This window comes from Cupriavidus sp. SW-Y-13 (assembly GCF_009793345.1).
GTDB lineage: Bacteria > Pseudomonadota > Gammaproteobacteria > Burkholderiales > Burkholderiaceae > Cupriavidus.
Window position 1 is genome coordinate 1,562,755 of record NZ_WHLX01000002.1, and the last position, 23,626, is coordinate 1,586,380.

Here is a 23,626-nt window from a genome sequence, read left to right on the forward strand (position 1 = left end):
GATGAACCGCGATATTCCACTGCAAGACACTTCCGCGCGCAAGCACCACATGGCGCGTAGCCGGTGGACGCGGCTTGCATCGCCCGCTGTGTTCTATCCGCTGGCAGGACGCATGGCGCCGTGGTTCTTTTTGCTTGCTGCTGCGTGGCTGGTCGTCGGTCTCTGGATGGGCTTCGCCGTAGCGCCCACCGATGCACAGCAAGGCGAGGTCTATCGCATCATCTTTATCCACGTTCCTGCCGCGTGGATGTCGATGTTCATCTATCTCGTGATGGCCGGTTACAGCGCGCTCGCGCTGATACTGCGCACGCGGCTGTCGTCGATGATGGCGCTGGCACTCGCCCCCACCGGCGCGATGTTCACGTTCCTCGCACTGTGGACCGGCGCCCTGTGGGGCAAACCCACATGGGGCACATGGTGGGTGTGGGATGCACGGCTCACGTCCGAACTGATCTTGTTGTTCCTGTATCTCGGCTACATTGCGCTCGCTTCCGCCATCGAAGAACCCCGCCGCGCCGAACGTGCCTGTGCAGTGTTATGCCTCGTGGGCGTGGCGAACATCCCGATCATCTACTTCTCCGTGCAGTGGTGGAACACGCTGCATCAAGGCGCATCGGTCAGTCTGACCGCCGCTCCGTCGATGGCGGCGACGATGCTCGCCGGCATGCTGGCGATGACACTGGCGTGCTGGATGTACACCATCGCGGTGGCGCTGGTGCGCGTGCGTTGCCTGCTGCGCGAGCGTGGAGAGGCATCATGAGCGGGCACATTCCCTACCTCGTCGGCGCATTTGGCGTGGCATGCGTCGCCATTGCGCTGGAAATGGTGCTGCTGAGGCGACGCAGTCGCAGGCATGCCGATCACGAGGACGACACACCATGACGCCGCGCCGGCGACGTCTCGGCTTGCTGCTCGCCGCACTGGCCTGTGGTGGCGTGGCACTCGCACTGGTGCTCAATGCGTTCCAGTCGAACCTTGTGTTCTTCTTCAGCCCCAGCCAGATCGCCGCTCACGAAGCGCCGCAGGGACGCGCGTTCCGCGTCGGCGGGTTGGTCGAACCGGGATCGATCCGGCGCGAAGGCGAATCACTGACGATCCACTTCGTGGTCACCGATACCCGGCACACCGTGCCTGTGGTGTATCGCGGCCTGCTGCCCGACCTGTTCCGCGAAGGCAAGGGCGTGGTCGCGCGTGGCGCGCTCGATGCCAACGGTACGTTCGTCGCCAGCGAAGTCTTGGCCAAGCACGACGAGAACTACATGCCGCCCGAAGCCGCCGAAGCCTTGAAACGCGCGGCCAACGATGATGCCGTGAATCGGAAGGTGCAGCGATGAGCGTGGAACTTGGCCACTTTGCATTGATCTGCGCGCTGCTGGCCTCGTTCGTGCAGGCCGTGCTGCCACTGGCCGGTGCCACGCGCGGCTTCGTGCCGTGGATGCTGTGGGCGCGGCGGGCAGCCATTGCGCAATGGCTGCTGGTACTGGGCGCGTATCTCTCGCTGACGTTCGCCTTCGTCGATAACGATTTCAGCGTGCGCTATGTGGCCGGCAACTCCAACAGTGCGCTGCCGCTGATGTATCGCATCGCTGCGGTCTGGGGCGGCCATGAAGGTTCGATGTTGCTGTGGACCTTGATGCTGGCCGGATGGTCGTGCGCGGTGGCGCTGTTCAGCCGGCCCCTGCCGCTGCCGTTCGTGGCGCGCGTGCTCGGCGTGATGGGGGCGATCTCTAGCGGTCTGCTGCTGTTCCTGTTGCTGTCGTCGAATCCGTTCATCCGTCTGCTGCCGCGCGCGATGGAAGGTCGCGACCTCAATCCGCTGCTGCAGGACCCCGGCATGGTGTTCCATCCGCCCTTCCTCTACATGGGCTATGTGGGCTTTGCAGTGGCCTTTTCCTTCGCGCTGGCCGCGCTGCTCGAAGGCCGCCTCGATGCCGCCTGGGCACGGTGGTCCCGGCCATGGACGATCTTCGCGTGGCTGTTTCTGACCATCGGCATCGCACTCGGCAGCATGTGGGCGTACTACGAACTCGGCTGGGGCGGCTGGTGGTTCTGGGACCCCGTGGAAAACGCCTCGTTCATGCCGTGGCTGGCGGGCACCGCATTGATCCACTCGCTGGCCGTGACCGAAAAACGCGGCGCGTTTCGCGCATGGACGGCGCTACTGGCGATCTTCACGTTTTCGCTGAGCCTGCTGGGCACCTTCCTTGTTCGCTCGGGCGTTCTGACATCGGTGCATGCGTTTGCAGTCGATCCCAAACGTGGCATCTTCATCCTGACGCTGCTCGCGCTGGTCACGGGCATCGCCTTGGCGATCTTCGCATGGCGCGCACCGCAACTGACGCGTCGCGCCGATTTCACGCTGGCCTCGCGCGAGACCTTCCTGCTGGCCAACAATGTGCTGCTGGCCGTGGCCGCCGCCGCGGTGTTGCTCGGCACGCTCTATCCGCTGTTGCTCGATGTATTGGGTGCGGGCAAGGTCTCGGTGGGGCCCGCGTACTTCGAGCAGGTGTTCGTGCCGTTGATGGCGCCCGCCGTGCTGCTCATGGGTGCAGCGCCGCTGGCACGCTGGCGACGTGGCGAGTTTCCGCCGATGGTACGGCGGCTGCGTTGGGCGGCGCTCGCCAGCGTGGTGATCGGCATCGGTCTGCTGCTTGTTCTTCGCCACCCGTCGGCGCTGACGGGGCTCGGCCTGACGCTGGCCACCTGGTCGCTGGCCGGAGCAGCGGTAAGCCTTGCAGGCAAGCTGAAACACCGCGACGGTTGGCGCGCGTCGCTACGGCAGTTGCCGGCTGGTTACTGGGGCATGCTGCTGGCCCACGCCGGCGTGGGCGTGTTCATTATCGGCGTGACCATGGTGAACAGCCAGGAGACCATGCGCGAACTGCCGATGCGGGCTGGCGATACGGTCAACGTGGACGGCCATGTGTTCCGCTTCGATGGCGTGGTGCCGGTGGTGGGTCCCAACTACGAGGCGTTGCGCGCCGTGTTCACAGTCAGCCGCAATGGAAAGGCCGTCACCACGCTGGCTTCCGAGCGTCGCATCTACCGCAGCCAGGACATGCCGACCACCGAGGCGGGCATCGACACGGGCTTTGCACGTGATCTCTATGTTGCGATTGGCGAGGCCGCCGGAGAAAAAGTCTGGGCCGTGCGCATCTACGTGAAGCCTTTCGTGAAATGGATTTGGGCCGGTTGCGGCCTGATGGCACTTGGCGGACTGGTTGCCGCGAGCGACCGTCGCTATCGCGTGCGCCGTCCCGTGGCAGATGCCGCGCCAATCGCCACGCCGCTGCCTTCCTTCGACACCCGGCCATGACGCGCTTCCTCCTGCCACTGGCCATCTTCGTCGCCATCGTGCTCGCGCTGGCTGCGGGCCTGCGGCATGATCCGCGCGAACTGCCCTCGGCGCTGGTCGGCAAGCCGGCGCCACAGTTTTCGTTGCCGGTACTGGATGCGCCTTCTTCAGTCAGCGCAGCCGATATGCGAGGCAAGGTGTGGATGCTCAACGTATGGGCGTCGTGGTGCACCGCTTGCCGCAGCGAGCATCCCTTGCTGGTGGACTTCGCGGGCAAATCCACGGTCCCGCTCTATGGACTCAACTACAAGGACACCGTGCCAGCGGCGCGAAGCTGGCTGCAGCAGATGGGCGATCCGTATGTGCAATCGCTGGTCGATGCCGATGGCCGCGTAGGCATCGACTTCGGCGTCTATGGCGTGCCGGAGACCTACATCATCGACCGACGCGGCGTGGTGCGGTATCGGCAGGTGGGTCCGGTGACGAAGGACACGCTGGAGCGGCAGATCAAGCCGCTGCTGCTGCAACTGGAGCGAGAGCATGCGTAAGGCGCTGCTGGGTGTTCTCTTTGTTGCGATGTCGATGCAGGCGAGCGCTGCCACCGACGCCGAACTCGATGCGCGCGTGCATGCACTGGCGCAGCAACTGCGCTGCGTGGTGTGCCAGAACCAGACGCTGGCAGACTCCAATGCACCGCTGGCGATCGATCTGCGCGCGCAGATACGTGCGCAGTTGATGCAGGGGGCGAGCGACGACGCGGTCAAGGGGTATCTCGTCGAACGCTATGGTGAGTTCGTGCTTTACGATCCGCCGTTCAAGGCGTCGACGTGGTTGCTTTGGTTGGGGCCGTTCGGGTTGTTGGTTGTGGTGGTGGCGGTGTTGTGGCAGCGACTGCGCCGTACGCGCACCCGCTCGCGCTCGGTGGTCTCCCCTCTCCCGCTTGCGGGAGAGGGGCGGGGGAGAGGGCTGGCCGATCAAATTGCAACAAATCGGCAAGCAGGAGCTCCCGCCCTCTCCCCCAACCCCTCTCCCGCGCGCGGGAGAGGGGCGCAAACCGGTGGCGCAGCGAGAAGCCGATGGACCACCGCCACCCTATGCGTCGTGCTTCCCCCCGCTGCCGCCATGATCTACCTCCACCTCGGCAATCCCGCCGCGGTGATCCAAGGTGACGATTCGCATAGCCTGTCCGGCGACGCTCACACGCCCACCATCGCGCAGATCGAAACCATGGTCGATCAACTGGCGCGGCGCCTGCAGGCCAATCCCAACGATGCGCAAGGCTGGGCCATGCTGGCGCGCTCTTATACGGTGATGGAACGGTTCGATGATGCGGCCGCCGCATATGGCAAAGCGGTGGCGCTGGAACCCGCGGTGGCTTCGTTACGATCGGACTATGCCGACGTGCTCGCCAGCATCAATGAGGGTTCGCTGCAAGGACCAGCGCTGGTGCAAATCCGGGCCGCGCTCGCCGCAGACCCCGATGACCCGAAGGGGCTGGCGCTGGCTGCCAGTGCGGCGGCTCAACGTGGTGACGCCGCCGAAGCCACAAGGTACTGGGAGCATCTTCTGAAACTGCTGCCGCCCGACTCATCGACGGCAGCACGCGTCGCGGCGAACCTCGCGGCGGCCCGTGGCAAGTGACGAAAACTCCGCGCTACAGCACAGACCGGTATCAGGATGCTGCGTATCGACCTTGCGCGAGCGCAAACGCCATACCCGGGATTAGTCAGACAATGCCTCGCATCCAATCTGACCTTCGAGGCTTATGTGGTCGACTGATTCGTTTCACACGCCGGATGGATCGTCCCAGCCGGACGGTGCTCCCGCTCCTCGTGAGCGGCTTAGCATGGCGTTGCCAGTACGTCCGCCGGAAGATGTCCAGCATCCCAATACTCCAATCCGCCACGTCAATACCGATCACCTGCGCCGGTTTGTATTGCTGATGCAGTTTCGCTCCGCCATTGCAGCGGAGCGGCACAGCGGCATTCGCGCCGCATGCATTCTCTACGCGACGCGCCGCATCGAAGAGCGCCTTGGCGTGGCGCTATTCACGCGCGAATCCACGCAGATGCATCCCACGGCTGCTGCAGTCCGCCTTTATCCGTGCGCGATCCGCCTGCTGAGCATGTGGGACACCCTGATGGCCGACACGCGCGGCCAGGACGAAGCCCCGGCCAGCGCGTGAAGCGGCCCGCCTGCCTTTAGAAGCCCGCGCGGGCCTGGATGTAGACCATGCGCGGCGCACCCACCATGCGGCCAGCGTTGCCGTCGACATTGCGCGTGTAGTAGCGCTTGTCGAACAGGTTGTTCAGGCCGATGGTGATGTCGGTCCGCTTCATCTGCGGTACCTTGAACATCGCCTGAATATTCCACGTACGGAAGCCCGGGATCTTGCCCACATTGGCACTTGGCGATTCCGCCACCGTGTTTGCAGTGTCCGAGTACTGCGAGCTCTGGTGCGTGGTGGACAGGTTGAACGTCCAGTTGCGCCAGTCGTAGCGCGCGCCGATCGTATCGGTGGTACGCGAGTAGAACGGTACGTCCAGGCCCGCCGTCGTGCCCGACTTCTGGATCGCACGCGTGTACGTATAGTTGGCGTACACGTTCAGGCCGCCCAGCATGCTCGCGCGGTCGAACGTGTAGTCGATGGCCGATTCCACACCATCGTGATCGGTTGCGCCGATGTTCTGGAACGTGGCCGGATTGATGCCCGGCACCTGCAGGATCTGGTTGTCGAACTTGATCTTGAACGCAGTCAGCTCGCCCTTGATGCGGCTGTCCGTCCAGCGCGTACCCACTTCAAACGTCTTGGCCACTTCCGGCTGCAGCGGGTTGTTCGGTGTCTGCGAGTTCAACTGGATGTTCTGTACCGGGCCGAACGACGTGCTGTAGTCCGCAAACACGGTCCAGGCATTGTTCACGAGGTACGAAACGTTGACCGACGGCAGCGCCTTGTTGTTCACACTGTCGTACTGCGTCGTGGTGCCGGCCTGCTGGCGGTTGGTGCTGATGTGCTCGAAGCGGACGCCCGGCACGATGCGCCACTGGCCATAGGCGATACGGTCGTCGATGTAGACGGCGTGCGCATCGGTGGCATTGTCGAACGTCGAGTTCGGGGTACGGACGCCTGTGCGGGTGTTGATGGTGATGACGTTGTCATCGCCGCGCTCGCGGATGTAGCGATAGCCGACCGTCACGTCATGCGTGGTCGGGCCCACGCCAAAACGCTGCGTGAAGCGCGGCTCGATACCGAAGGTGTTGTAGTTGCGCGGCTGGAACGAAGCGGTGGTGGCGGTCTGCTGCAGGGTGCTCTGGCGGTAGCTGTCGTTGTACCAGGTACGGATCTCGAACTCCTGGTTCGCCGAGATCGTGTTCAGATAACCCAGGTCGAAACCGTAGCGGTTGCCGCTCCAGTAGTCGTTGGGACGCGTGTTCTGGAACGGATCGGCGTTGTACTGGGCCACGGTCAGGCCGCCCGGCGTTTTCGATTTCACGTCGAAGTACGAGAGCTTGCCGTAGACCTGCTGCGTCGGCGTGATGTCGTACGCGAACTTCACGGCCAGGTCGTTCACGTCGTCGTCGCTGCCCTTGCGCCAGTCGCGGCCGGTCATGCCCGAGTAGAGCAGCGCGATCCCGAGGCCGCTGTCGAGGGTGGTGCCCACGAAGGCGTCGTACTGGGTGTTCTTGCCACCGCCCTCGGTGTAGATGTTCTCGCGCACCGATGCGTCGCCGGTGATGCCCGGGCCGGCCGGAATCGGCTTGGTGGTGAAGTTGATGATGCCGCCCACGTTTTGCGGGCCGTAGCGCACGGCGCCACCGCTGCGCACCACGTCGATCGATTCGATATTGCCGAGGCTCACCGGCGCGAACGACAGTTGCGGCTGGCCGTAAGGCGCCACGGCCATCGGGATACCATCCAGCAGTACTGTCGAGCGCGGCGTGTAGCGGCCCGTCAGGCCACGTACGCCGATGTTGAGCGAAATCGAGCTGCCCGCCGTGCCGGAGTTGTCCGTGGACTGCACGCCCGGGATGCGGCGCATCACATCGCCGATGTTGGTGGCACCGCTCTGCTCGATCTGCTTCTCATCGACGATGGTGCGCGCGCCGGCAAACGTCTTCACGCTGTTCTGCAGGCCCGTACCAAGCCAGTTACCGCTGACCGACACCGTTTCGAGCATTTTCTCGTTGCCGGCAGATTCCCCTGCCCCCTCGGCCTGCTGGGCGAGTGCCCCAAGCGGCGCCATGCAGAGCATCGCGACGGCCACCGCCGTTGCGCACAATGCGGATTGAGGAACGGCGGGCTGCTGGCCGCGGCGGCTCGAATTCATGATCGGTCCTTCCTTGTAACGATAGCAATACGAAAGGGAGGAATGTAAATGATAATTGTTCGCGGAAGTCTGTCTTGAAATAAAAGACGGGGATAATCTTTGCGTCCCAAAACCAACTGTTGCCTGTACACGACGAAATGCTGTTTACCCCTTGCTCGATGGGGTTGTTGACGCGGCAAGCCAGCCGGTTGTCCAGACATTCCATGTGCGCATACCTGCCACAGACATGTAGGCGGCCGACAGACAGAAGCGACGCAGCCGGCATCGTAGAATGGCGCCTGGCTTCGTCCGACATAGGGAATCGCCCATGACCGAATCTTCCGGTCTGCATCACAAAGTCTTCCTGCTGCTCCTGGCGGTGGTATCCATCGCATTTGCGTGGATCCTGCTGCCGTTCTACGGTGCGGTGTTCTGGGGCGCGGTGCTGGCCATCATCTTCGCGCCCCTGCAACGGCGGCTGGTGGTAGCCCTGCGGGGCCGCAACAACGTGGCGGCACTGCTGACCCTGCTACTGGTACTGGTATTGGTGATCCTGCCGATGACACTCATCACGGCCTCGCTGATCCGGGAAGGCGTGAACCTCTACGAGAGCATCCGCTCGGGCGAGATCAACTTCGGCCACTACTTCCAGTCTGCCGCCGACGCCCTGCCACCCTTTGTGCGCGACATCCTCGCGCGAGCCGATCTCGCCAGCATCTCCGACGTCAAGGACAAGCTCAGTGCCAGCGCGCTGCAGGCCAGCCAGACGCTGGCCACGCGGGCACTGAGCATCGGCCAGAACACGGCGCAGTTCATGATCAGCTTCGGCATCATGCTGTACCTGCTGTTCTTCCTGCTGCGCGACGGCCCCACGCTGGCGCGCCGGATCCGGCAGGCCGTACCGCTCAGCGCCGGTCACAAGACCCACTTGATGCAGAAGTTCACGACGGTGGTGCGTGCCACGGTCAAGGGCAATATCGTCGTGGCGCTGGTGCAGGGCATGCTCGGCGGCGGCATCTTTGCGATCCTCGGCATCCAGGGCGCGCTGCTATGGGCCGTGGTGATGGCGTTCCTGTCGTTGCTGCCGGCCGTGGGCGCGGGCCTCATCTGGGCACCCGTGGCCGTCTACTTCCTGCTCACCGGCGCAATCTGGAAAGGCTGCGTGCTGATTGGCTTTGGCGTGCTGGTGATCGGCATGGTGGACAACGTGTTGCGCCCCATCCTGGTCGGCAAGGACACGCAGATGCCGGACTACGTGGTGCTGATTTCCACGCTGGGCGGCATGGCGCTGTTCGGACTCAACGGCTTCGTGATCGGTCCGCTGGTGGCGGCGCTGTTCATCGCCTGCTGGGACCTGAACGGTGCGGACGATCCCACCCGTCCCACGTTCGAAGACCCCCCGCACTGAGGCACGCGGCATGGACCGGCTTCAGGCAATGAAGACCTATGTGGCCGTAGTGGAAAGCGGCGGTTTCACGGCTGCCGCGCGCCGGCTGGATATGTCGTTGAGCGTGGTCAGCCGCGTGATCACGGAGCTGGAAACCCACCTCGGCGTGCGGCTGCTGACGCGCACCACGCGCGTGGTGCGGCCCACCGCTACCGGGGTGGCCTATTTCGAGAACTGTCGGCGCATCCTCGGCGAGATCGACGATGCGGAATTGTCCGCTGCCGGCGCACACACGGCGCCGCGCGGGCAACTGTCGATCACGGCCCCGGTATTGTTCGGCCGGCACTATGTCACGCCGGTGGTGGTGGAGTACCTGAATCGCTATCCCGAGGTGGATGTCGATTGCCTGTTCATCGACCGGGTTGTGAACTTCATCGACGAGGGTATCGACGTGGGCGTGCGCATCGGCCCGCTGCCGAACTCATCGCTGCAGGCCATTCCGGTGGGGTACGTGCGGCGCGTGACCTGCGCCTCGCCGGCCTACCTCGCACGGCATGGTGTCCCGGCTACGCCCGAGGACCTCGCGCAACACACCATCATCCAGACCACCGGTATTTCCACACTGCCCGAGTGGCGGTTCCAGCGCCACGGCGAACCGTTGCCGATACGCGTGGCGCCGCGCATGTCCACGACCACCAATGACTCGGCCATTGCGGCAGCCGTTGCCGGTTTCGGCGTGGTGCGCGTGCTGTCCTACCAGGTGGCCGATGAAGTGCACGACGGCCGGCTGCAGTTGGTGCTGGAGGATGTGGAGCCGGTGCCGCTGCCCATCAACATCATCCACCGCGAAGGCCGCCATGCCATGCACAAGGTGCGCGCCTTTATCGACCTGGCCGTGGATACCCTGCGCAGTTCCCCTGCCCTGAATCCTGCGCGCTGATTTTTCTTGATTCTTCCTGAATCCAGAAGAGTGCCTTCCCGCGCCGACCGTTTTTCCACGGCTGAGGCGCATCTATAGTCGATTCCAACGCGGATCCATACCGGACGCCGCAACAATCGACTCCAGGACGCCTCGCCATGCAACTCTACGGCCACCCCCTCTCCGGACACTCGCACCGCGCCCGCCTGTTCCTGGCGCTGCTTGGCCAGCCCGTCGAACTGATCGACCTCGATCTGGCGGCCCGCGCGCACAAGGCCCCCGAATTTCTCGCGCTCAACCCGTTCGGCCAGTTGCCGGTGCTGGTCGATGGCGAGACCGTGGTCTGCGATTCCAACGCGATCCTGGTCTACCTGAGCAAGAAGCTGGGCCGCACCGACTGGCTGCCAGAATCGCCCGCTGCGGCGGCAGCCGTGCAGCGCTGGCTGTCGGTGGCCGCTGGCGATATCGCCTTCGGACCGGCCACCGCCCGGCTCAAGACGGTTTTCAACGCCCCCGTCGACGCCGACGCGGCCATCGCCCGCGCCCATCTGGTGCTGGGCCGTATGAACGATGCCCTGGCCGCCAATCAGTGGATCGCCGCCGATCATCCGACCATTGCCGACGTGGCGCTGTACAGCTACACGGCACGCGCACCCGAGGGCTTCGTCGATCTCGCTGGCTATCCCAACGTGCGCCAGTGGCTGGCACGTGTGGAAGCGCTGCCCGGCTTCGTGCCGTTCCAGCAAACCCCGGTCGGCCTGGCCGCCTGAATTGCACTGCATCGCACTGCATCGCATAGAAACGCCGCACGTTCCTCGACTGGAGCCTGACATGACCTCGCATTCGAATTCGCACTCGCCATCGCAAGTGGAACGCCAACCGGGCACGCCGTGGCATGCCGGTGAGCGCGTGTTGCAAGCCCACGCAGGCATGGAAGAACGGCTCGCGGAAGTGGGGTCGCGCGTGGTGCGCCCCTTCATGCCCGACCAGCATCGCGATTTTTTCCATCAGTTGCCATCGATCGTGATCGGCACCGTGGCACCCGATGGCCGCCCCTGGGCCACCGTGCGGGCCGCGCATCCGGGCTTCATGCACTCGCCCGATCCGCGCGTGCTCGACATGTCGCTGGTGCGCGATGCCGCCGATCCCGCCGATTCCGGCATGGAGGATGGCGACCCCATCGGAATGCTTGGCATCGAGCCCGCCACGCGTCGGCGCAATCGAATGAATGGCACGGTACGGCGCGACGATGCGCAGCACTTCCGCGTGGAGGTGGGACAGAGCTTCGGCAACTGCCCGCAGTACATCCAGAAGCGCGACTTCACGTTCACGCGCGATCCGGCGGAACCGGCCGATACGCCGTCGCAGGCGATGACTGCGCTCGACGACCACGCCCGCAAGCTGATCCGCGCCTCGGATTCGTTCTTCGTAGCGTCGTACGTGGATCTCGCGGACGGCGAGCGGCAGGTCGATGTCTCGCATCGCGGTGGCAAGCCGGGCTTTGTGCGCGTGGATGACGATGGCGGGCTGACGATTCCCGATTTTCCGGGCAATACGTTCTTCAACACGCTCGGCAACCTGATGGTGAATCCCGTGGCGGGGCTCGTCTTTGTGAACTACGCCACCGGCGAACTGCTGCAGATGACGGGCCGCGCCGAAGTGCTTACCGACTCCCCGGACATCGCCCGGTTCGAGCGCGCGCAGTTACTTTGGCGCTTTCTGCCCGAGACCATCGTGCGACGCGCCCGTGCGCTGCCGCTGCGGTGGGATTTCATCCCGGGTGGCGAGTCGCCGCAGGCGTTGGCGACGGGAAGCTGGGCGTGAAATCGGCGGGTATTTGAACGGACATGCGGCTGTGCCACAATCGCGCCAACTTCTGGCCCGAACGGATACCGCCCATGTCCCTCCAAGCCCTGCAGCACATCAACCCGCAATCGTTGCTCGACACCGCGATCAGCCTGGCCGCCGCGTTCATCCTCGGCGGCATCATCGGTTTCGAGCGCCAGTATCGCCAGCGCACGGCCGGCCTGCGCACCAACGTGCTGGTGGCCGTGGGCGCCGCAATCTTCGTCGATATGGCCAATCACTTAACCGGCCCCGAGGGCGCCGTGCGTGTGGTGGCCTATGTGGTATCGGGCATCGGCTTTCTCGGCGCTGGCGTGATCATGCGTGAGGAAGGGAATGTGCGCGGGCTGAATACGGCGGCCACTTTGTGGGGGTCTGCGGCGGTAGGCGCCTGCGCTGGCGCCGATCTGATCGTCGAAGCCGGCATCGGTGCGCTGTTCGTGCTGGCTGCCAATACACTGCTGCGCCCCGTGGTGGACCGCATCAACCGTCAACCGCTCGATACACCCGCCGTGGAAGTTACGCACACCGTGCATGTGATCACGGCGCGGTCCTATCAGAAGACCGCGATGCGACTGCTCGAAGAAGCGCTGGAAGCCGCGCAATATCCCACGGGAGATCTGGAAGTGCGCGCGTTCGGGGAACAGGACGTGGAGATCGAAGCGGTGCTGGCAGCGACGTCAGTGGACGGGGACGTGCTGGACACGATCGTGGCCCGGTTAGGTGGGACGAGCGTGGTGAGTCAGGCGTTCTGGAGTGCCAGTACGTCGGATTGAACGCCGAAGGCGTTCGCTATGCGCTTGTTGTCTCCCCTCTCCCGCAGATATGCGCTCCCCTCTCCCGCTTGCGGGAGAGGGGTTGGGGGAGAGGGCTGGAGGTTCTGCTTGCCGATGTTGTCGCAATTTTCACCGCTGGCCCTCTCCCCCGCCCCTCTCCCACTGCGCGGGAGAGGGGAGAAAACAAGCGGGTATTCAGCGTCCAGCCACCGCCCCCACCACCATCTGCCCCAGCATCCGCAACGCCGTCAAATCCTCACCCGTCCAAGCGTCCACGCCAGCCAGGTAATTGAACGTCCCGATCACCCGGCCACCATGACACAGCGGCACATTCACCACGCCGTTCAACCCCAGCTCCCGGATGACCGCGATGTCGTCGAAGACGGCAGCCAGCGCCTCGTCGCCCTCACCAACAAAGACCTCGCCACGCACGAGCAACTGACGCGTCCAGGCCGTGTCACCCTTGATCTTCTTGCCGCCGACCGGATAGGCAAGCGGGTCCGACGACCAGAGGCGTTCGATCTCGCCACTGTCCGCATGCCACGCATTGATCGTGAGCAGGCCGGGCCCGACAATCTCCAGCGTGGCCTGTCCCACCGCATCCATCACGGCCTCGGGAGTGGCCGCACCGCGCAGGCGATCGAACAGCGGATGCAGATGCGTCTGCCAATGGCCCAGCGTATCGACGCTTGCCATCATTCCCCCTGGATGCCGAGTTCCTTGATCAGCTTGCCGTAGCGCACGGCATCGTGGCGCAGGATCTTGCCGAATTCCTGCGGCGTCGATGTCGCGGTTTCCACGCCGATGCCATCCATCTTGGCCTTGACCTCGGGCAGCGACATCACGCGGTTGATTTCCGAATTCAGCTTTGCCACCAGCGGTGCGGGCATGTTCTTCGGACCGAACGCGCCGTACCACACGGCCAGTTCATAGCCGGGAATCGTTTCGCCGACGGTCGGCACGTTCGGCAGCAGCGGCGAGCGCTTGGCCTCCGTCACGGCCAGCAGCTTGAGCTTGCCGGCCTTCACGTGCGGCAGCGTCTGCGTGCCCGCCGAGAACAGCAGTTGCGTTTGGCCCGCCACCGTATCCACTACAGCGGGCGCACCGCCCTTGTACGGTACGTGCAGCATCTGCACGCCAGCCATCTTCTCGAACAGCACGGCGCTCAGGTGATTGGTCGAACCAGGACCGGCGCTCGCATAGGCCAGCTTGCCGGGATTGGCCTTGGCGTAGGCGATCAGTTCCTTGACGTTGTTCGCCGGCACCGACGGGTTCACGACCATCGTGTTGGTCACGTAGGCCAGCAGACCCAGCGGCGTGAAATCGTCCACGCCCTTGAACGGCATGTTGGCCATCAGCGCCGGGTTCATTGCGTGCGTGCTCATCGAACCGACGAGCAGCGTGTAGCCATCGGGCTGCGCACGCGCGACCATGGCCGAACCGATGTTGCCCGAGGCACCAGGCTTGTTGTCGACGATCACCGGCTGGCCCAGCGATTTGGTCAGGTGCTCGGACAGCACGCGCGCGAGGATATCGGTGGAGCCGCCAGCCGCCCAGGGCACGATCAGCGTGATGGGCTTGGTTGGATACGCATCGGCCGCGCCGGCGAGGCCGGCGAACGATGCGGACAAAGCAGTCACGCCGCACAGCAGCGCCTTGAATACGGACTTCATGATGCAACTCCCCTTCTGTCTTCAGCGTTGTAGTAATCCTTCAGCGGCCCACGGCATAGCCCTGCATGCCGCGCGCATTGGCACCGGCGCGCAGCACCAGCCGGCCCTTTGCATCGCGCTCGCGCGTGCACGCAGACATGCGGCCTTCGGACCAGTCTTCTCCTACGCGAACTTCGTGCCCGCGTGCGCGCAGCGCATCGATGGTCTGCGCGGGCATGCGGCCTTCGACGGTGATGCGGTTCAGCGTGGTCTGGCGCGGCCAGAACGATTGCGGGAAGTGGTCCACGTGCCAGGCCGGTGCGTCGATGGCTTCCTGCAGGTTCATGCCGTGTACGGCGTGGCGCATGAAGAAAGCCAGCGACCATTGGTCCTGCTGGTCGCCGCCGGGCGTGCCGAACACCATGTACGGTTCGCCATCGCGCAGGCACATCGATGGCGACAACGTGGTGCACGGACGTTTGCCCGGTGCCAGCGTATTGGGCAGACCCGGTTCGAGCCACGTCATCTGCAAGCGCGTATTCAGCGCGAAGCCGAGCGACGGAATCGTCGGGCTCGACGACAGCCAGCCGCCTGACGGCGTGGCCGCCACCATGTTGCCGTGTCGGTCGATCACGTCGATATGGCAGGTATCGCCGACAAAGACTTCACGCTCCGCCCATTCCGCCACCGGTGGCAGCGCGGCGAAGGTGGGCTCTCCAATGCCGAAGCGCGTATCGGCAGCCGCCAGCGTGCGCTCGGCCACGGCAAGATCCGGCATGCGCGGTGCTTTGCCACCCAGCGTGCCGGGCAGCATCGTCGGCATGGCGCGGTCACCGATCAACGCGGCGCGCGACGCCAGATAGTGCGGATTCAGCAGTGCGCCAAGGTGACTGTCTTCGAACAGCGGATCGCCATACCACGCGGCGCGATCGGCCATGGCCAGCTTGGCGGCCTCGGCGATCTTGTGCACGAACTCGGGCGAAGTGGGTGCGTGGGCTTCAAGACCTGCATGGCGCAGCATGCCGAGTTGCTGCAGGAAGACCGGGCCCTGGCTCCAGATATCGCACTTGGCCACGGCGTAGCGGCCGAAGTCGAGCGTGGGCGGCGTTTCCACCACGGGCCGCCAGTTCGCCATGTCGTCATAGCGCAGCAGGCCGGTGTGCTTCTCGCCCGTGGTGTCGCGCACGGGCGTGTCCTTGCAATAGGCGTCGATGGCTTCGGCCACGAAGCCGCGATACCAGCCATCCATCGCGGCATCGATCTGGCCGGTACGGGTATCGCTCTTGGACTGCGCGGTCTCGACGATGCGCGTGTAGGTATCGGCCAGCACCGGCAGCGTGTGCAACGCACCGGGGCGCGGCACCTTGCCATCGGGCAACCAGGTTTGCGCGGAACTGTGCCACTCGTCACGGAACAGCGACTGCACGGCGAGGATGGCTTGCGAGATGCGCGGCACCAGTGGAAAGCCGTCTCGCGCATAGCCGATGGCCGGTGCCAGCACATCGGCCACGGACCACGTGCCGTGATCGCGCAACATCGTCATCCATGCGCCAAACGCGCCAGGCACCGTGGCGGGCATCAGGCCGATGCCGGGCATCATCTCCATGCCCTGCGCGCGCAGTGCTTCCGGATCAGCCAGCGCCGGCGCCGGACCCTGCCCGCAGACCGAGCGCATCGCGCGCTCGCGCTCGTTCCAGAACAGAATCGGCACTTCGCCGCCCGGACCGTTCAGGTGCGGCTCCACCACTTGCAGCACGAAACCAGCCGCCACGGCGGCGTCGAAGGCATTGCCGCCCTTCTCCAGCACACCCATCGCGGTTTGCGTGGCCAACCAGTGCGTGGAGGCAGCAACGCCGAACGTGCCGACGATCTCGGGGCGTGTCGTGAACATGGGTGAATGACTCCTGTTGCAGGCAATTGACTTGTGATTCGAGTATAGGCAGGGAAAATAACTGCCAAGATCGAATAACTTATCGTTGCATTACCATGCGGTTATACGACTTTGCTGATTCGCGCCCCCATGCCCATCGCTACTGACAAGCTGCTGCACCAGATCGTGTCGCGCCTGCGCCTGCGGCATTTGCCGTTGCTGCTGGCGCTGGAGCGTCAACGTTCGATCTCGCGTGTCGCCGCCGAGCTGAACCTGTCGCAGCCCGCCGTGACCAAGGCGTTGCGCGAGATCGAAGACATCTTCATGACGCCGCTGTTCGCGCGCACGCGCAACGGACTGGAGCCGACCGCCACGGGCGACGCGGTTCTCGCCCATGCGCGCACGACATTGGCCGATGCCGATGCATTGGGCCGCCAACTGGCCGTGATCGAGGCGGGCGGGCGCGGACGACTGCGGCTCGGCGTGATTCCCTACACGGCCCGCGCGGTACTCGATGCCGCGCTGGCCTATGGGCTGGGACAGTCGCCGCGTATCTCGGTGCTGGTGCGCGAAGGCACCACCGACGAACTCGTCAACGCGCTGCGCGGACACGAACTCGATTGCGTGATCGCGCGCTCGTTCTACGTGACTGGCGAGGACATCATGCAGCAGCCGCTGTATCGGGAAGAACCCGTGCTCGTGGTACCGTCGCAGGCGCAAGCGCGGCTGACGCGCGCTGGACTCGACTGGAAACGGCTGGCCGAACTCGACTGGATTTTGCCGCCCCCGCACACGCCGGTTCGCCGCACCATCAATACGATGTTCGCTGTTGCCGGCGTGGCACCGCCGCTGCCCATCGTCGAAACCTACTCGATCAAGCCGATGGCTACGCTGTTGCGTAGCCAGCCCGACACCATCACCATAGTGCCGCGTGCCGTGGCGGCGGAACTGGCTGAGTTGGGCGATGCGGCAACGCTGCCGTTTTCGCTGAGCTGGGATTTGCCTTCGGTGGGGGTGATGTGGCGAAGAGAAGCGGAGGTGAATGAAATGGTGGCGGGGATGGTGGCGGCGTTGCGGGGAGTTTCGCTCCCCTCTTCGTCTTAGCTCCCCTCTCCCGCAGGGCGGGAGAGGGGTTGGGGGAGAGGGCTGGAGGTTCTGCTTGCCAACCACACCGAAATTTGCACCGCTGGCCCTCTCCCCCGCCCCTCTCCCGCTCGCGGGAGAGGGGAGAAAACCAAGGGATGCGGGAGAGGGGAGAAAACCAGTGGTCGAATCTGGAATCGCAAAACGCATCAAACATCAACACGCATGAAAACCGTATCCCTCTACTTCCTCACCGCCCTCGCCGAAATCCTCGGCTGTTACCTGCCCTACCTCTGGCTGCGCCAGAACGGCAGCCCATGGCTCTTGCTTCCCGGCGCCGTCTCGCTCGCCGTCTTTGCCTGGCTGCTCACGCTGCATCCCGACGCCTCGGGCCGCGTCTATGCCGCTTACGGCGGTATCTATATAGCGGTCGCCATCGCGTGGCTCTGGCTCGTGGACGGTGTGCGGCCTTCGGTGTGGGATGTGACAGGTGTCACAATCGCCGTCGCCGGCATGGCCGTGATCGTCTTTCAGCCTCGGTAATATCAGATATAAAGGCGATTTACCGATCACTTCCCGCTGACAAAAACCGTCAATTTATGCATCATCCGCCTCACCCCTCGGTCGTGGGGTGACAAATTCCGGCAGATACATTCGCTTACACATGACAAGAAATCTCACATTTCTGTCCTTGAACGCGGCTTGAGCGTCGATTCAGGCGGTTTTTGACCCTGGCACACCTGTTGCTCTATAGATCCCCGACAGCAACACGCTGTTCTCTACAAATTACAGGGGTCAATTCCATGAAAAAAGCACGGATGGGAATCCACCAACGGGTCCAGAAGGGTTTCACGCTGATCGAACTGATGATCGTGGTCGCGATCATCGGTATCCTGGCTGCTATTGCGATTCCGCAATATCAGGATTACGTGGCTAAGTCGCAGCTCAACCGCGCCTTCGGCGAAACGACCGCCTACAAGACGGCAATCGAGGACCAATTGAACCAAGGCAACACGGGCTTCGTTGCGGCCGACATTGGCTATGTTCAATCCTCCTTGTCGACGACTGCGACGACTTTCGTCTACACCGCCGCAACGAATTCCGTTAAGGTCACGGCTACCTTGGATGGCGCCGCCAATTCCGCCATTAAGGGTACGACCATCACTCTGGACCGCACGGGTGCCGGAGCTTGGACGTGTGTCTTGGGCAGCAAGCCGGGGTCGTTCAAGCCGGCTTGGATTCCGGCAGGCTGCACCTAAGCAAATTTTGAGAATAGAGAGAACCCCGGCCTTTCCCCGGGGTTTTTTCTTTTTAGCCCACCACCCTCACCCCACCTCCCCCCGCATCCCAATCCCCTCAATCAACTTCCCATACCGCGCATTCTCAGCCGCCACCATCTGAGCAAACTGCGCCGGCGATTCACTCCTCCTAAGTTCCCCCGCATTCGCCTTCGTCGTCGCATCGAGCTTGCCGCTCGTCTGCAGCGTCGATACCGCATCGAACAGCCGCTTCGTCAGCGCCGCAGGCAATCCAGCCGGTGCAAACAACCCACTCCAGTTATCGAGCACAAACCCAGGCGGGATCGTTTCGCCCAGCGTCGGCACATCCGGAAAGTAGACCGAGCGAGCCGCCGATGACACCGCCAGTGCGCGGATCTGTCCGTTGCGCAGGAACGGCGCCGCCGTCGCCAGCACGGGCATGCCGAACTGGGTCTGGCCGCTGATCATCGCGGTCAGGATTTCGCTGGCGCCCTTGTAGGGGATGTGCACGGCGTTGGTGTGCGTCTGGTGCAGCAGGCTTTCCACGGCGAGGTGCGAGACCGCACCCTTGCCGCCCGAGCCGTAGTTCAGCGCGCCGGGCTTCTGCTTCATCGCATCGATCAGTTCACGGGCCGTCTTGTAAGGCGACGAGGCCGGTACGGCCAGCACCACGGGGCCGCCCGACACCGACGAGATGGCCGTGAAATCCTTGGCCGCGTCGTACGGCGGATCGCGGTACAGGTGGACGTTGATCACGTGCTGGTTGGCCAGCACGCCGAGCGTGTAGCCATCGGGCTCGGCACGCTTCAATGCGCGGGCGCCGATGATGCCGCCTGCGCCGCCGATGTTCTCGACCACCATCGGCTGGCCGAGCATCGGGCCGAGTTCGGCGGTCAGGCTGCGGGCCATCGAATCCGGCGCGGTGCCGGCGATGAACGGCACGATCACGCGGATCGGGCGCGAGGGATAGTTGGCGGAGGGGGCGGCTGCAAAGCCGGTGCGGGATACGATGCCGCCCAGTGCGGCAGCGCCCGTCGTGGCAAGCCACTGACGTCGGTTCATGTCTGGTCTCCTGTTATGGCCGGCGCGCGGTCTGATGCCGCGTCGTCGTGGGTCTTGGTCAGGCCGAAGCGGGGTCGAGGATGGCCTTGGCGATGGTGTTGCGCTGGATCTCGCTGGTACCCGTGAAGATGCGGAACATCCGCAGCTTGCGCCAGGTCTGCTCCACGGGATGGCCGCGCGTCACGCCGAGGTTGCCGTGAATCTGCACCGCCTTGTCGGCCACTTCGAAGCAGCGCTCGGAGACGAACAGCTTGCACGCCGCCGCCTTCATGCGCAGGTCCGCGCCGGCATCGGCCAGCAGCGCGGTCTGGGCGATCATGCTTTCGCACGCCCACAACGCCGCCGCCATATCGGCCAGCATATGCTGGATGGCCTGAAAGCGCGCAATAGGTCCACCGAACTGGCGACGCTGCCCCGCATATTCCACCGATGCCTCGTACGCACGCATCGCCAGCCCCAGCATCGACGGGCAATGCAGCAGCCGGTTCACATTGATGCGCGACATGCCCAGCTTGAACCCCCTGCCCTCGCCGCCGAAGATGTTGGCGCGCGGCACGCGCACGTTCTCGAAATGGATGTCCGCGTCGATATGCTGGCCCGACATCGGCACATACTCGGTGCTCACCGTCACGCCGGGCAAGTCGAGGTCCACCAGCACCGCCGTGATCGATGGCGGCGTGGTCGAGGCATCCGTCACGCACATCACGATGGCGAAGTCTGCAAACGGTGCGCCGCTGATGTAGTGCTTCGTGCCGTTGATGACGAGTTCGTCGCCATCCACCACGGCGCTCGTGCGGATGCTTTGCGCGTCGGAGCCCGAGTGCGGCTCGGTCAGCGCGAAGCACGTGGATTTCTGGCCGCGAATCACGGGTTCGAAGTAACGCGCCACCTGATCGGCCGTGGCGTACTTCAGCATATTGCCCACGCGAGGCGGGCCGCCGAGATCGCCGAGCACATGTGGCGCCAGCGCGGCACCGCTTGCAGCGAGATCGGCTTTGAGCGCGCACTGCTCCGCAATATTGAGGCCGCGCCCGCCCAGTTCCACGGGCAGGCACGATGCATACAGCCCCAGTTCGCTGGAGCGACGCCACACACCGCGCAGCACGTCGCGCGGCCATGCATCTTCGCTGCCGAGGCCGAGTTCGCGTTCCAGCGGACGCAGTTCCTCGTCGATGTAGCGCTGCACGGCGGCGCGGGTTTCGATCAGTACCGGATTGTTCAGATGGTCGAACATGGTGGCGCCTCCTTAGTTCACACGGCGGCTTTCACCGGCCCAGTACTGCTCGCGCACGAGCTTGCGCGCCAGCTTGCCGCTGGCGTTCTTCGGCAACTCGGCCACAAAATCCACACTGCGCGGCGACTTGTAATCGGCAATGCGCGCGCGGCAATGGCCGATCAGGTCCGCAGCACTCGCCTGCCGGCCCGGCCACAGCGCCACCACGGCCTTTACGCTCTCGCCCCATGTTTCATCTGGCACGCTGATCACGCATGCTTCCATCACATCGGGATGCTGGTACAGCGTGGCCTCCACTTCGTTCGGATAGACGTTGAAGCCGCCCGAGATGATCATGTCCTTCTTGCGATCAACCAGGTACACGTAACCTTCCGCATCCACGCGCGCCAGATCCCCCGTGTGCAGCCAGCCATCGATCAACACTTCGCGCGTCAGTTCCGGCGCGCCCCAGTAGCCCTGGAACACGTCGGCACCGCGGATCACCAGTTCGCCGATCTCGTCGCCGCTGACTTCCTCGCCGTGCTCGTTGACCACGCGCACTTCGGTCTCGCCCAGCGCACGGCCGCACGAGGCCAGCCGCTCCGGATGCCGTTCGAGGGCCATGGCGTGGTCGTTCGTGGAAAGCCGCATCACGCCCGATGTGGATTCGCTCGTGCCATAGCCCTGCGACAGGATCGGGCCGATACGCGTCCAGGCTTCGCGGATGCGCGCCGGCGCCATCGGTGCGGCGCCGTAGGCCAGCGTGCGCAGGCTGCTCAGGTCCGCCGTGGCCAGCGTGGGCTCGGCCAGCAGCATGTTGATCATCGCCGGCACCATGAAGACGTGCGTGAGCTTGAGCCGCGCCACATCGGCCAGGAATTGCGCGGGATCGAATTTCTCGAACAGCACCAGCGTGGCACCGAGGAAAAGATAGGGCTGCATCAGCATGCCCGACGCATGCGTGATGGGACCGATCAGCGCGAGGCGATCACCGGGGCGCGCGGGACGATCCATCGTCAGGATCAGCTTGCGCAGCGACGCCAGGCGATTGCCATAGGTCTGCATCGCGGCCTTGATCTTGCCCGTGGAACCCGACGAGAAATGCAACACGGCGAGGTCATCGGGTTGCGGTTCGTAGTCGATGGGTGTGTCGGCGCCCTGCTCGATCAGGCTTTCATAGGCGCCGTAGCCGGCGGTGCTTCCCGCAATCGCGAAATAGTGTTCGATGCTGCCGAAGCCCGGCGTTGCACCCGAGTACCCCGTGTAGCCCAGTCCGGCGATCAGCACGCGCGGCGCGCAGTTCTCGACCACGTCCGAGGCCTCGCTGGCCGTGAAGCGCGGATTCAGTGCCGCCTTGACCAGCCCGGCCTTGTACAGCGCGCATTCGATCTCCACCACCTCGGGGCAATTGCGCGACTGGATCGCCACGCGGTCGCCTTTCCGCAAACCCAGCGCGAGCAGCGCGTTGGCAAGGCGCGTGGATCGCTCGTCCAACTGGCGGAAGGTCAATACGCGGTCGCGGTACAGCACGGCGGGGTTGTCGCCCCAATAACGCGCCGCGCGCCGCAGGAAATAGGCGAATGTCATCGGAAGTCTCCTTGCCTTTGGTTTTTTGTCGTGTGCGCCAAGTCTGTAAGATGGCAGCCATCACTACAATGCCGCATCGGGAATGAAGGCATAACCAACAGGAATGTGATGGAGACTCGGGATCTGGAATATGTGCTCGCGGTGAGCACTCACGGCGGCATTGGGCGGGCGGCGGAGGCGCTGGGTATGACGCAACCGGCACTGACCAAGGCAATCCAGCGTGTGGAAGCGCAATTGGGCGTGCCGCTATTCGAACGCACCACGCTCGGCATGCGCGTGACGCAAGCCGGTACGGTGTTTCTGGAGCGGGCGCGTCGCATCCGGCTCGAATACGAGGACGCGCTCAAGGAGATGCGCGGCATCCAGACCGGCGAACAGGGCCTGCTGCGGCTCGGTTACTCGCCATCGATGCCCACCGGGTTGGTGCTGGGCGCCTGCCAGCAACTGATTCGCGAGCGGCCCGTGGCGCGCCTGCGGCTGACCATGCGCGTGGCACGCGAACTGATGGATCTGGTGCAGGCCGGTGAAGTGGACCTGGCCGTGGCGCCGCTGCCGCGCCAGCCCAATCCCGCGCTGGCTTCGAAGGAACTGTTCACGGACCGGCTGGCCGTGGTGGCCGATGAAGACCATCCGCTGCACCGACGGCAGAACCTGGGACTGGCCGATCTCGTGGGTCAGCACTGGCTGCTGCCCAGTGCGCATGTGCTGGTGCGGCAACAACTCGAAGCGGCGTTTGCGGAACTGGGCTTGCCCGCGCCCATCCTGCGCGTGGAGACCGATTTCGGCAGCACGACGTTGTTCGACCTCGTACGCGGCACCGAGATGCTGTGCATCGCGGGGGCAACGGGCAACAGCACACGGGCAAGCCTGCGGCCGATTGCCCTGCGCGCCGATGCGCTGGACCTCGGCCGCCGCGTCGGCGTGATGTCACGCGCAGGCGCCTACCTGTCGCCGCTGGCGCAGCGCATGATCGACATCCTCGAATCGCACATCGCGTAGTTATTGCAGTGTGCGGAGGTAGGCCAGCAGGTCGTCCAACTGCCGCGCATTGCTCATGCCCCAGAAACGCATCTTGGTGCCGGGCACGACCTTGGCGGGAGATTGCAGGAAAGCGCGCAGGGTGTCATCGGTCCAGACGACTGTCGATGTCTTCATGGCATCGGAGTAGCGGTAGTCATCGGTGCCGCCCGCCTTTCTTCCGATGATCGCGTTGAGTTGCGGGCCAAACGCACCGCGTGCGGAAGGACCGACCTGGTGGCATGAGGCGCAGCGGGTGGTGAAGATGTCACGGCCGGCGGTGAGATCGGCGGCTTGGGATGTTTGAGCGAGCGCGATAAGCATCACCATGACCGCAAACCGACTCCCCTCTCC

24 protein-coding genes are annotated in these 23,626 nt (G+C 64.4%); 16 read left to right on the forward strand and 8 right to left on the reverse strand.

The features are described from left to right. The first annotated feature begins 1 nt into the window (after position 1). From GA566_RS22565 to GA566_RS22595, 7 genes are all read left to right on the forward strand, one after another. The gene (locus GA566_RS22565; protein WP_160474070.1) at positions 2-760 is read left to right on the forward strand and encodes a heme ABC transporter permease; all 759 of its coding nucleotides are present in this window, start codon (positions 2-4) and stop codon (positions 758-760) included. Beyond that, positions 757-882 carry a heme exporter protein CcmD gene (locus GA566_RS33570; RefSeq protein WP_160474071.1) on the forward strand — a complete coding sequence of 42 codons (126 nt, stop codon included), beginning with the start codon at positions 757-759 and terminating at the stop codon, positions 880-882. Before GA566_RS22565 ends, GA566_RS33570 begins: the two co-directional genes overlap by 4 nt. Further along, positions 879-1,334 (forward strand): cytochrome c maturation protein CcmE, encoded by a 456-nt coding sequence (ccmE, locus tag GA566_RS22575; RefSeq protein ID WP_137926511.1) that lies wholly within the window; start codon positions 879-881, stop codon positions 1,332-1,334. Before GA566_RS33570 ends, ccmE begins: the two co-directional genes overlap by 4 nt. After that, on the forward strand, positions 1,331-3,316 hold the full coding sequence (locus tag GA566_RS22580; RefSeq protein WP_160474072.1) for a heme lyase CcmF/NrfE family subunit: 1,986 nt from the start codon (positions 1,331-1,333) through the stop codon (positions 3,314-3,316). Before ccmE ends, GA566_RS22580 begins: the two co-directional genes overlap by 4 nt. Then, positions 3,313-3,843, forward strand: coding sequence for a DsbE family thiol:disulfide interchange protein (locus GA566_RS22585; protein ID WP_160474073.1), 531 nt, complete (start codon positions 3,313-3,315; stop codon positions 3,841-3,843). The genes GA566_RS22580 and GA566_RS22585 overlap by 4 nt, the downstream gene beginning before the upstream one ends. Continuing rightward, positions 3,836-4,936, forward strand: coding sequence for a cytochrome c-type biogenesis protein CcmH (locus GA566_RS22590; protein ID WP_160474074.1), 1,101 nt, complete (start codon positions 3,836-3,838; stop codon positions 4,934-4,936). The genes GA566_RS22585 and GA566_RS22590 overlap by 8 nt, the downstream gene beginning before the upstream one ends. A 205-nt stretch (positions 4,937-5,141) precedes the next feature. After that, the gene (locus GA566_RS22595; protein ID WP_137926507.1) at positions 5,142-5,480 is read left to right on the forward strand and encodes a LysR family transcriptional regulator; all 339 of its coding nucleotides are present in this window, start codon (positions 5,142-5,144) and stop codon (positions 5,478-5,480) included. A 16-nt stretch (positions 5,481-5,496) separates the two neighbouring features. On the opposite strand, the gene GA566_RS22600 is transcribed toward GA566_RS22595, so the two are convergent. Further along, positions 5,497-7,623, reverse strand: a complete 2,127-nt coding sequence (locus GA566_RS22600) for a TonB-dependent siderophore receptor (RefSeq protein ID WP_160474075.1) — start codon at positions 7,621-7,623, stop codon at positions 5,497-5,499. Between the two features lie 307 nt (positions 7,624-7,930). On the opposite strand from GA566_RS22600, the gene GA566_RS22605 reads away from it, so the two are divergent. The 5 genes from GA566_RS22605 (at position 7,931) to GA566_RS22625 (ending at position 12,529) form a co-directional block, all read left to right on the forward strand. Beyond that, positions 7,931-9,010 (forward strand): AI-2E family transporter, encoded by a 1,080-nt coding sequence (locus GA566_RS22605; protein WP_160474076.1) that lies wholly within the window; start codon positions 7,931-7,933, stop codon positions 9,008-9,010. 10 nt (positions 9,011-9,020) lie between these two features. Then, a complete protein-coding gene (locus GA566_RS22610; protein WP_160474077.1) occupies positions 9,021-9,929 on the forward strand; it encodes a LysR family transcriptional regulator in 909 nt (302 codons plus the stop codon). A gap of 137 nt (positions 9,930-10,066) precedes the next feature. Beyond that, a complete protein-coding gene (locus GA566_RS22615; protein WP_160474078.1) occupies positions 10,067-10,678 on the forward strand; it encodes a glutathione S-transferase family protein in 612 nt (203 codons plus the stop codon). A gap of 61 nt (positions 10,679-10,739) precedes the next feature. Beyond that, a complete protein-coding gene (locus tag GA566_RS22620) occupies positions 10,740-11,732 on the forward strand; it encodes a pyridoxamine 5'-phosphate oxidase family protein (RefSeq protein WP_160474079.1) in 993 nt (330 codons plus the stop codon). A gap of 74 nt (positions 11,733-11,806) precedes the next feature. Beyond that, positions 11,807-12,529, forward strand: a complete 723-nt coding sequence (locus GA566_RS22625) for an MgtC/SapB family protein (RefSeq protein WP_160474080.1) — start codon at positions 11,807-11,809, stop codon at positions 12,527-12,529. Positions 12,530-12,724: 195 nt separating this feature from the next. Here GA566_RS22625 and GA566_RS22630 read toward each other — a convergent pair whose 3' ends face one another. Genes GA566_RS22630 through GA566_RS22640 form a run of 3 tightly spaced genes read right to left on the reverse strand, consistent with a single transcriptional unit; the run spans position 12,725 to position 16,072 of the window. Beyond that, positions 12,725-13,228: a GAF domain-containing protein gene (locus tag GA566_RS22630; RefSeq protein ID WP_160474081.1), complete on the reverse strand. Its 504-nt coding sequence runs from the start codon at positions 13,226-13,228 to the stop codon at positions 12,725-12,727. After that, complete coding sequence (locus GA566_RS22635; RefSeq protein ID WP_160474082.1) at positions 13,225-14,202, reverse strand: tripartite tricarboxylate transporter substrate binding protein; 978 nt, start codon at positions 14,200-14,202, stop codon at positions 13,225-13,227. The genes GA566_RS22630 and GA566_RS22635 overlap by 4 nt, the downstream gene beginning before the upstream one ends. A gap of 40 nt (positions 14,203-14,242) precedes the next feature. Then, the gene (locus tag GA566_RS22640) at positions 14,243-16,072 is read right to left on the reverse strand and encodes a gamma-glutamyltransferase family protein (protein WP_160474083.1); all 1,830 of its coding nucleotides are present in this window, start codon (positions 16,070-16,072) and stop codon (positions 14,243-14,245) included. 129 nt (positions 16,073-16,201) lie between these two features. Between GA566_RS22640 and GA566_RS22645 the strand changes: the two genes are divergently transcribed. From GA566_RS22645 to GA566_RS33330, 3 genes are all read left to right on the forward strand, one after another. Continuing rightward, positions 16,202-17,155 carry a LysR family transcriptional regulator gene (locus GA566_RS22645; RefSeq protein WP_160474084.1) on the forward strand — a complete coding sequence of 318 codons (954 nt, stop codon included), beginning with the start codon at positions 16,202-16,204 and terminating at the stop codon, positions 17,153-17,155. A 204-nt stretch (positions 17,156-17,359) separates the two neighbouring features. Continuing rightward, entirely contained in the window at positions 17,360-17,677 is a 318-nt protein-coding gene (locus GA566_RS22650) for a YnfA family protein (protein ID WP_160474085.1), read from the forward strand. Between the two features lie 260 nt (positions 17,678-17,937). Beyond that, complete coding sequence (locus GA566_RS33330; RefSeq protein WP_160474086.1) at positions 17,938-18,393, forward strand: pilin; 456 nt, start codon at positions 17,938-17,940, stop codon at positions 18,391-18,393. Between the two features lie 66 nt (positions 18,394-18,459). Here the strand turns inward: GA566_RS33330 and GA566_RS22660 are convergent, their stop codons facing one another. Genes GA566_RS22660 through GA566_RS22670 form a run of 3 tightly spaced genes read right to left on the reverse strand, consistent with a single transcriptional unit; the run spans position 18,460 to position 22,255 of the window. Continuing rightward, positions 18,460-19,455: a tripartite tricarboxylate transporter substrate-binding protein gene (locus tag GA566_RS22660; protein WP_160474087.1), complete on the reverse strand. Its 996-nt coding sequence runs from the start codon at positions 19,453-19,455 to the stop codon at positions 18,460-18,462. A 58-nt stretch (positions 19,456-19,513) separates the two neighbouring features. Continuing rightward, complete coding sequence (locus tag GA566_RS22665) at positions 19,514-20,689, reverse strand: acyl-CoA dehydrogenase family protein (protein WP_160474088.1); 1,176 nt, start codon at positions 20,687-20,689, stop codon at positions 19,514-19,516. 12 nt (positions 20,690-20,701) lie between these two features. Beyond that, positions 20,702-22,255, reverse strand: a complete 1,554-nt coding sequence (locus tag GA566_RS22670) for an AMP-binding protein (protein WP_160474089.1) — start codon at positions 22,253-22,255, stop codon at positions 20,702-20,704. A gap of 108 nt (positions 22,256-22,363) precedes the next feature. Here GA566_RS22670 and GA566_RS22675 point away from each other — a divergent pair, with 108 nt between their 5' ends. Next, entirely contained in the window at positions 22,364-23,254 is an 891-nt protein-coding gene (locus GA566_RS22675) for a LysR family transcriptional regulator (RefSeq protein ID WP_160474090.1), read from the forward strand. Here the strand turns inward: GA566_RS22675 and GA566_RS22680 are convergent, their stop codons facing one another. After that, positions 23,255-23,596, reverse strand: a complete 342-nt coding sequence (locus GA566_RS22680) for a cytochrome c family protein (protein ID WP_370459370.1) — start codon at positions 23,594-23,596, stop codon at positions 23,255-23,257. Positions 23,597-23,626: the final 30 nt, after the last annotated feature.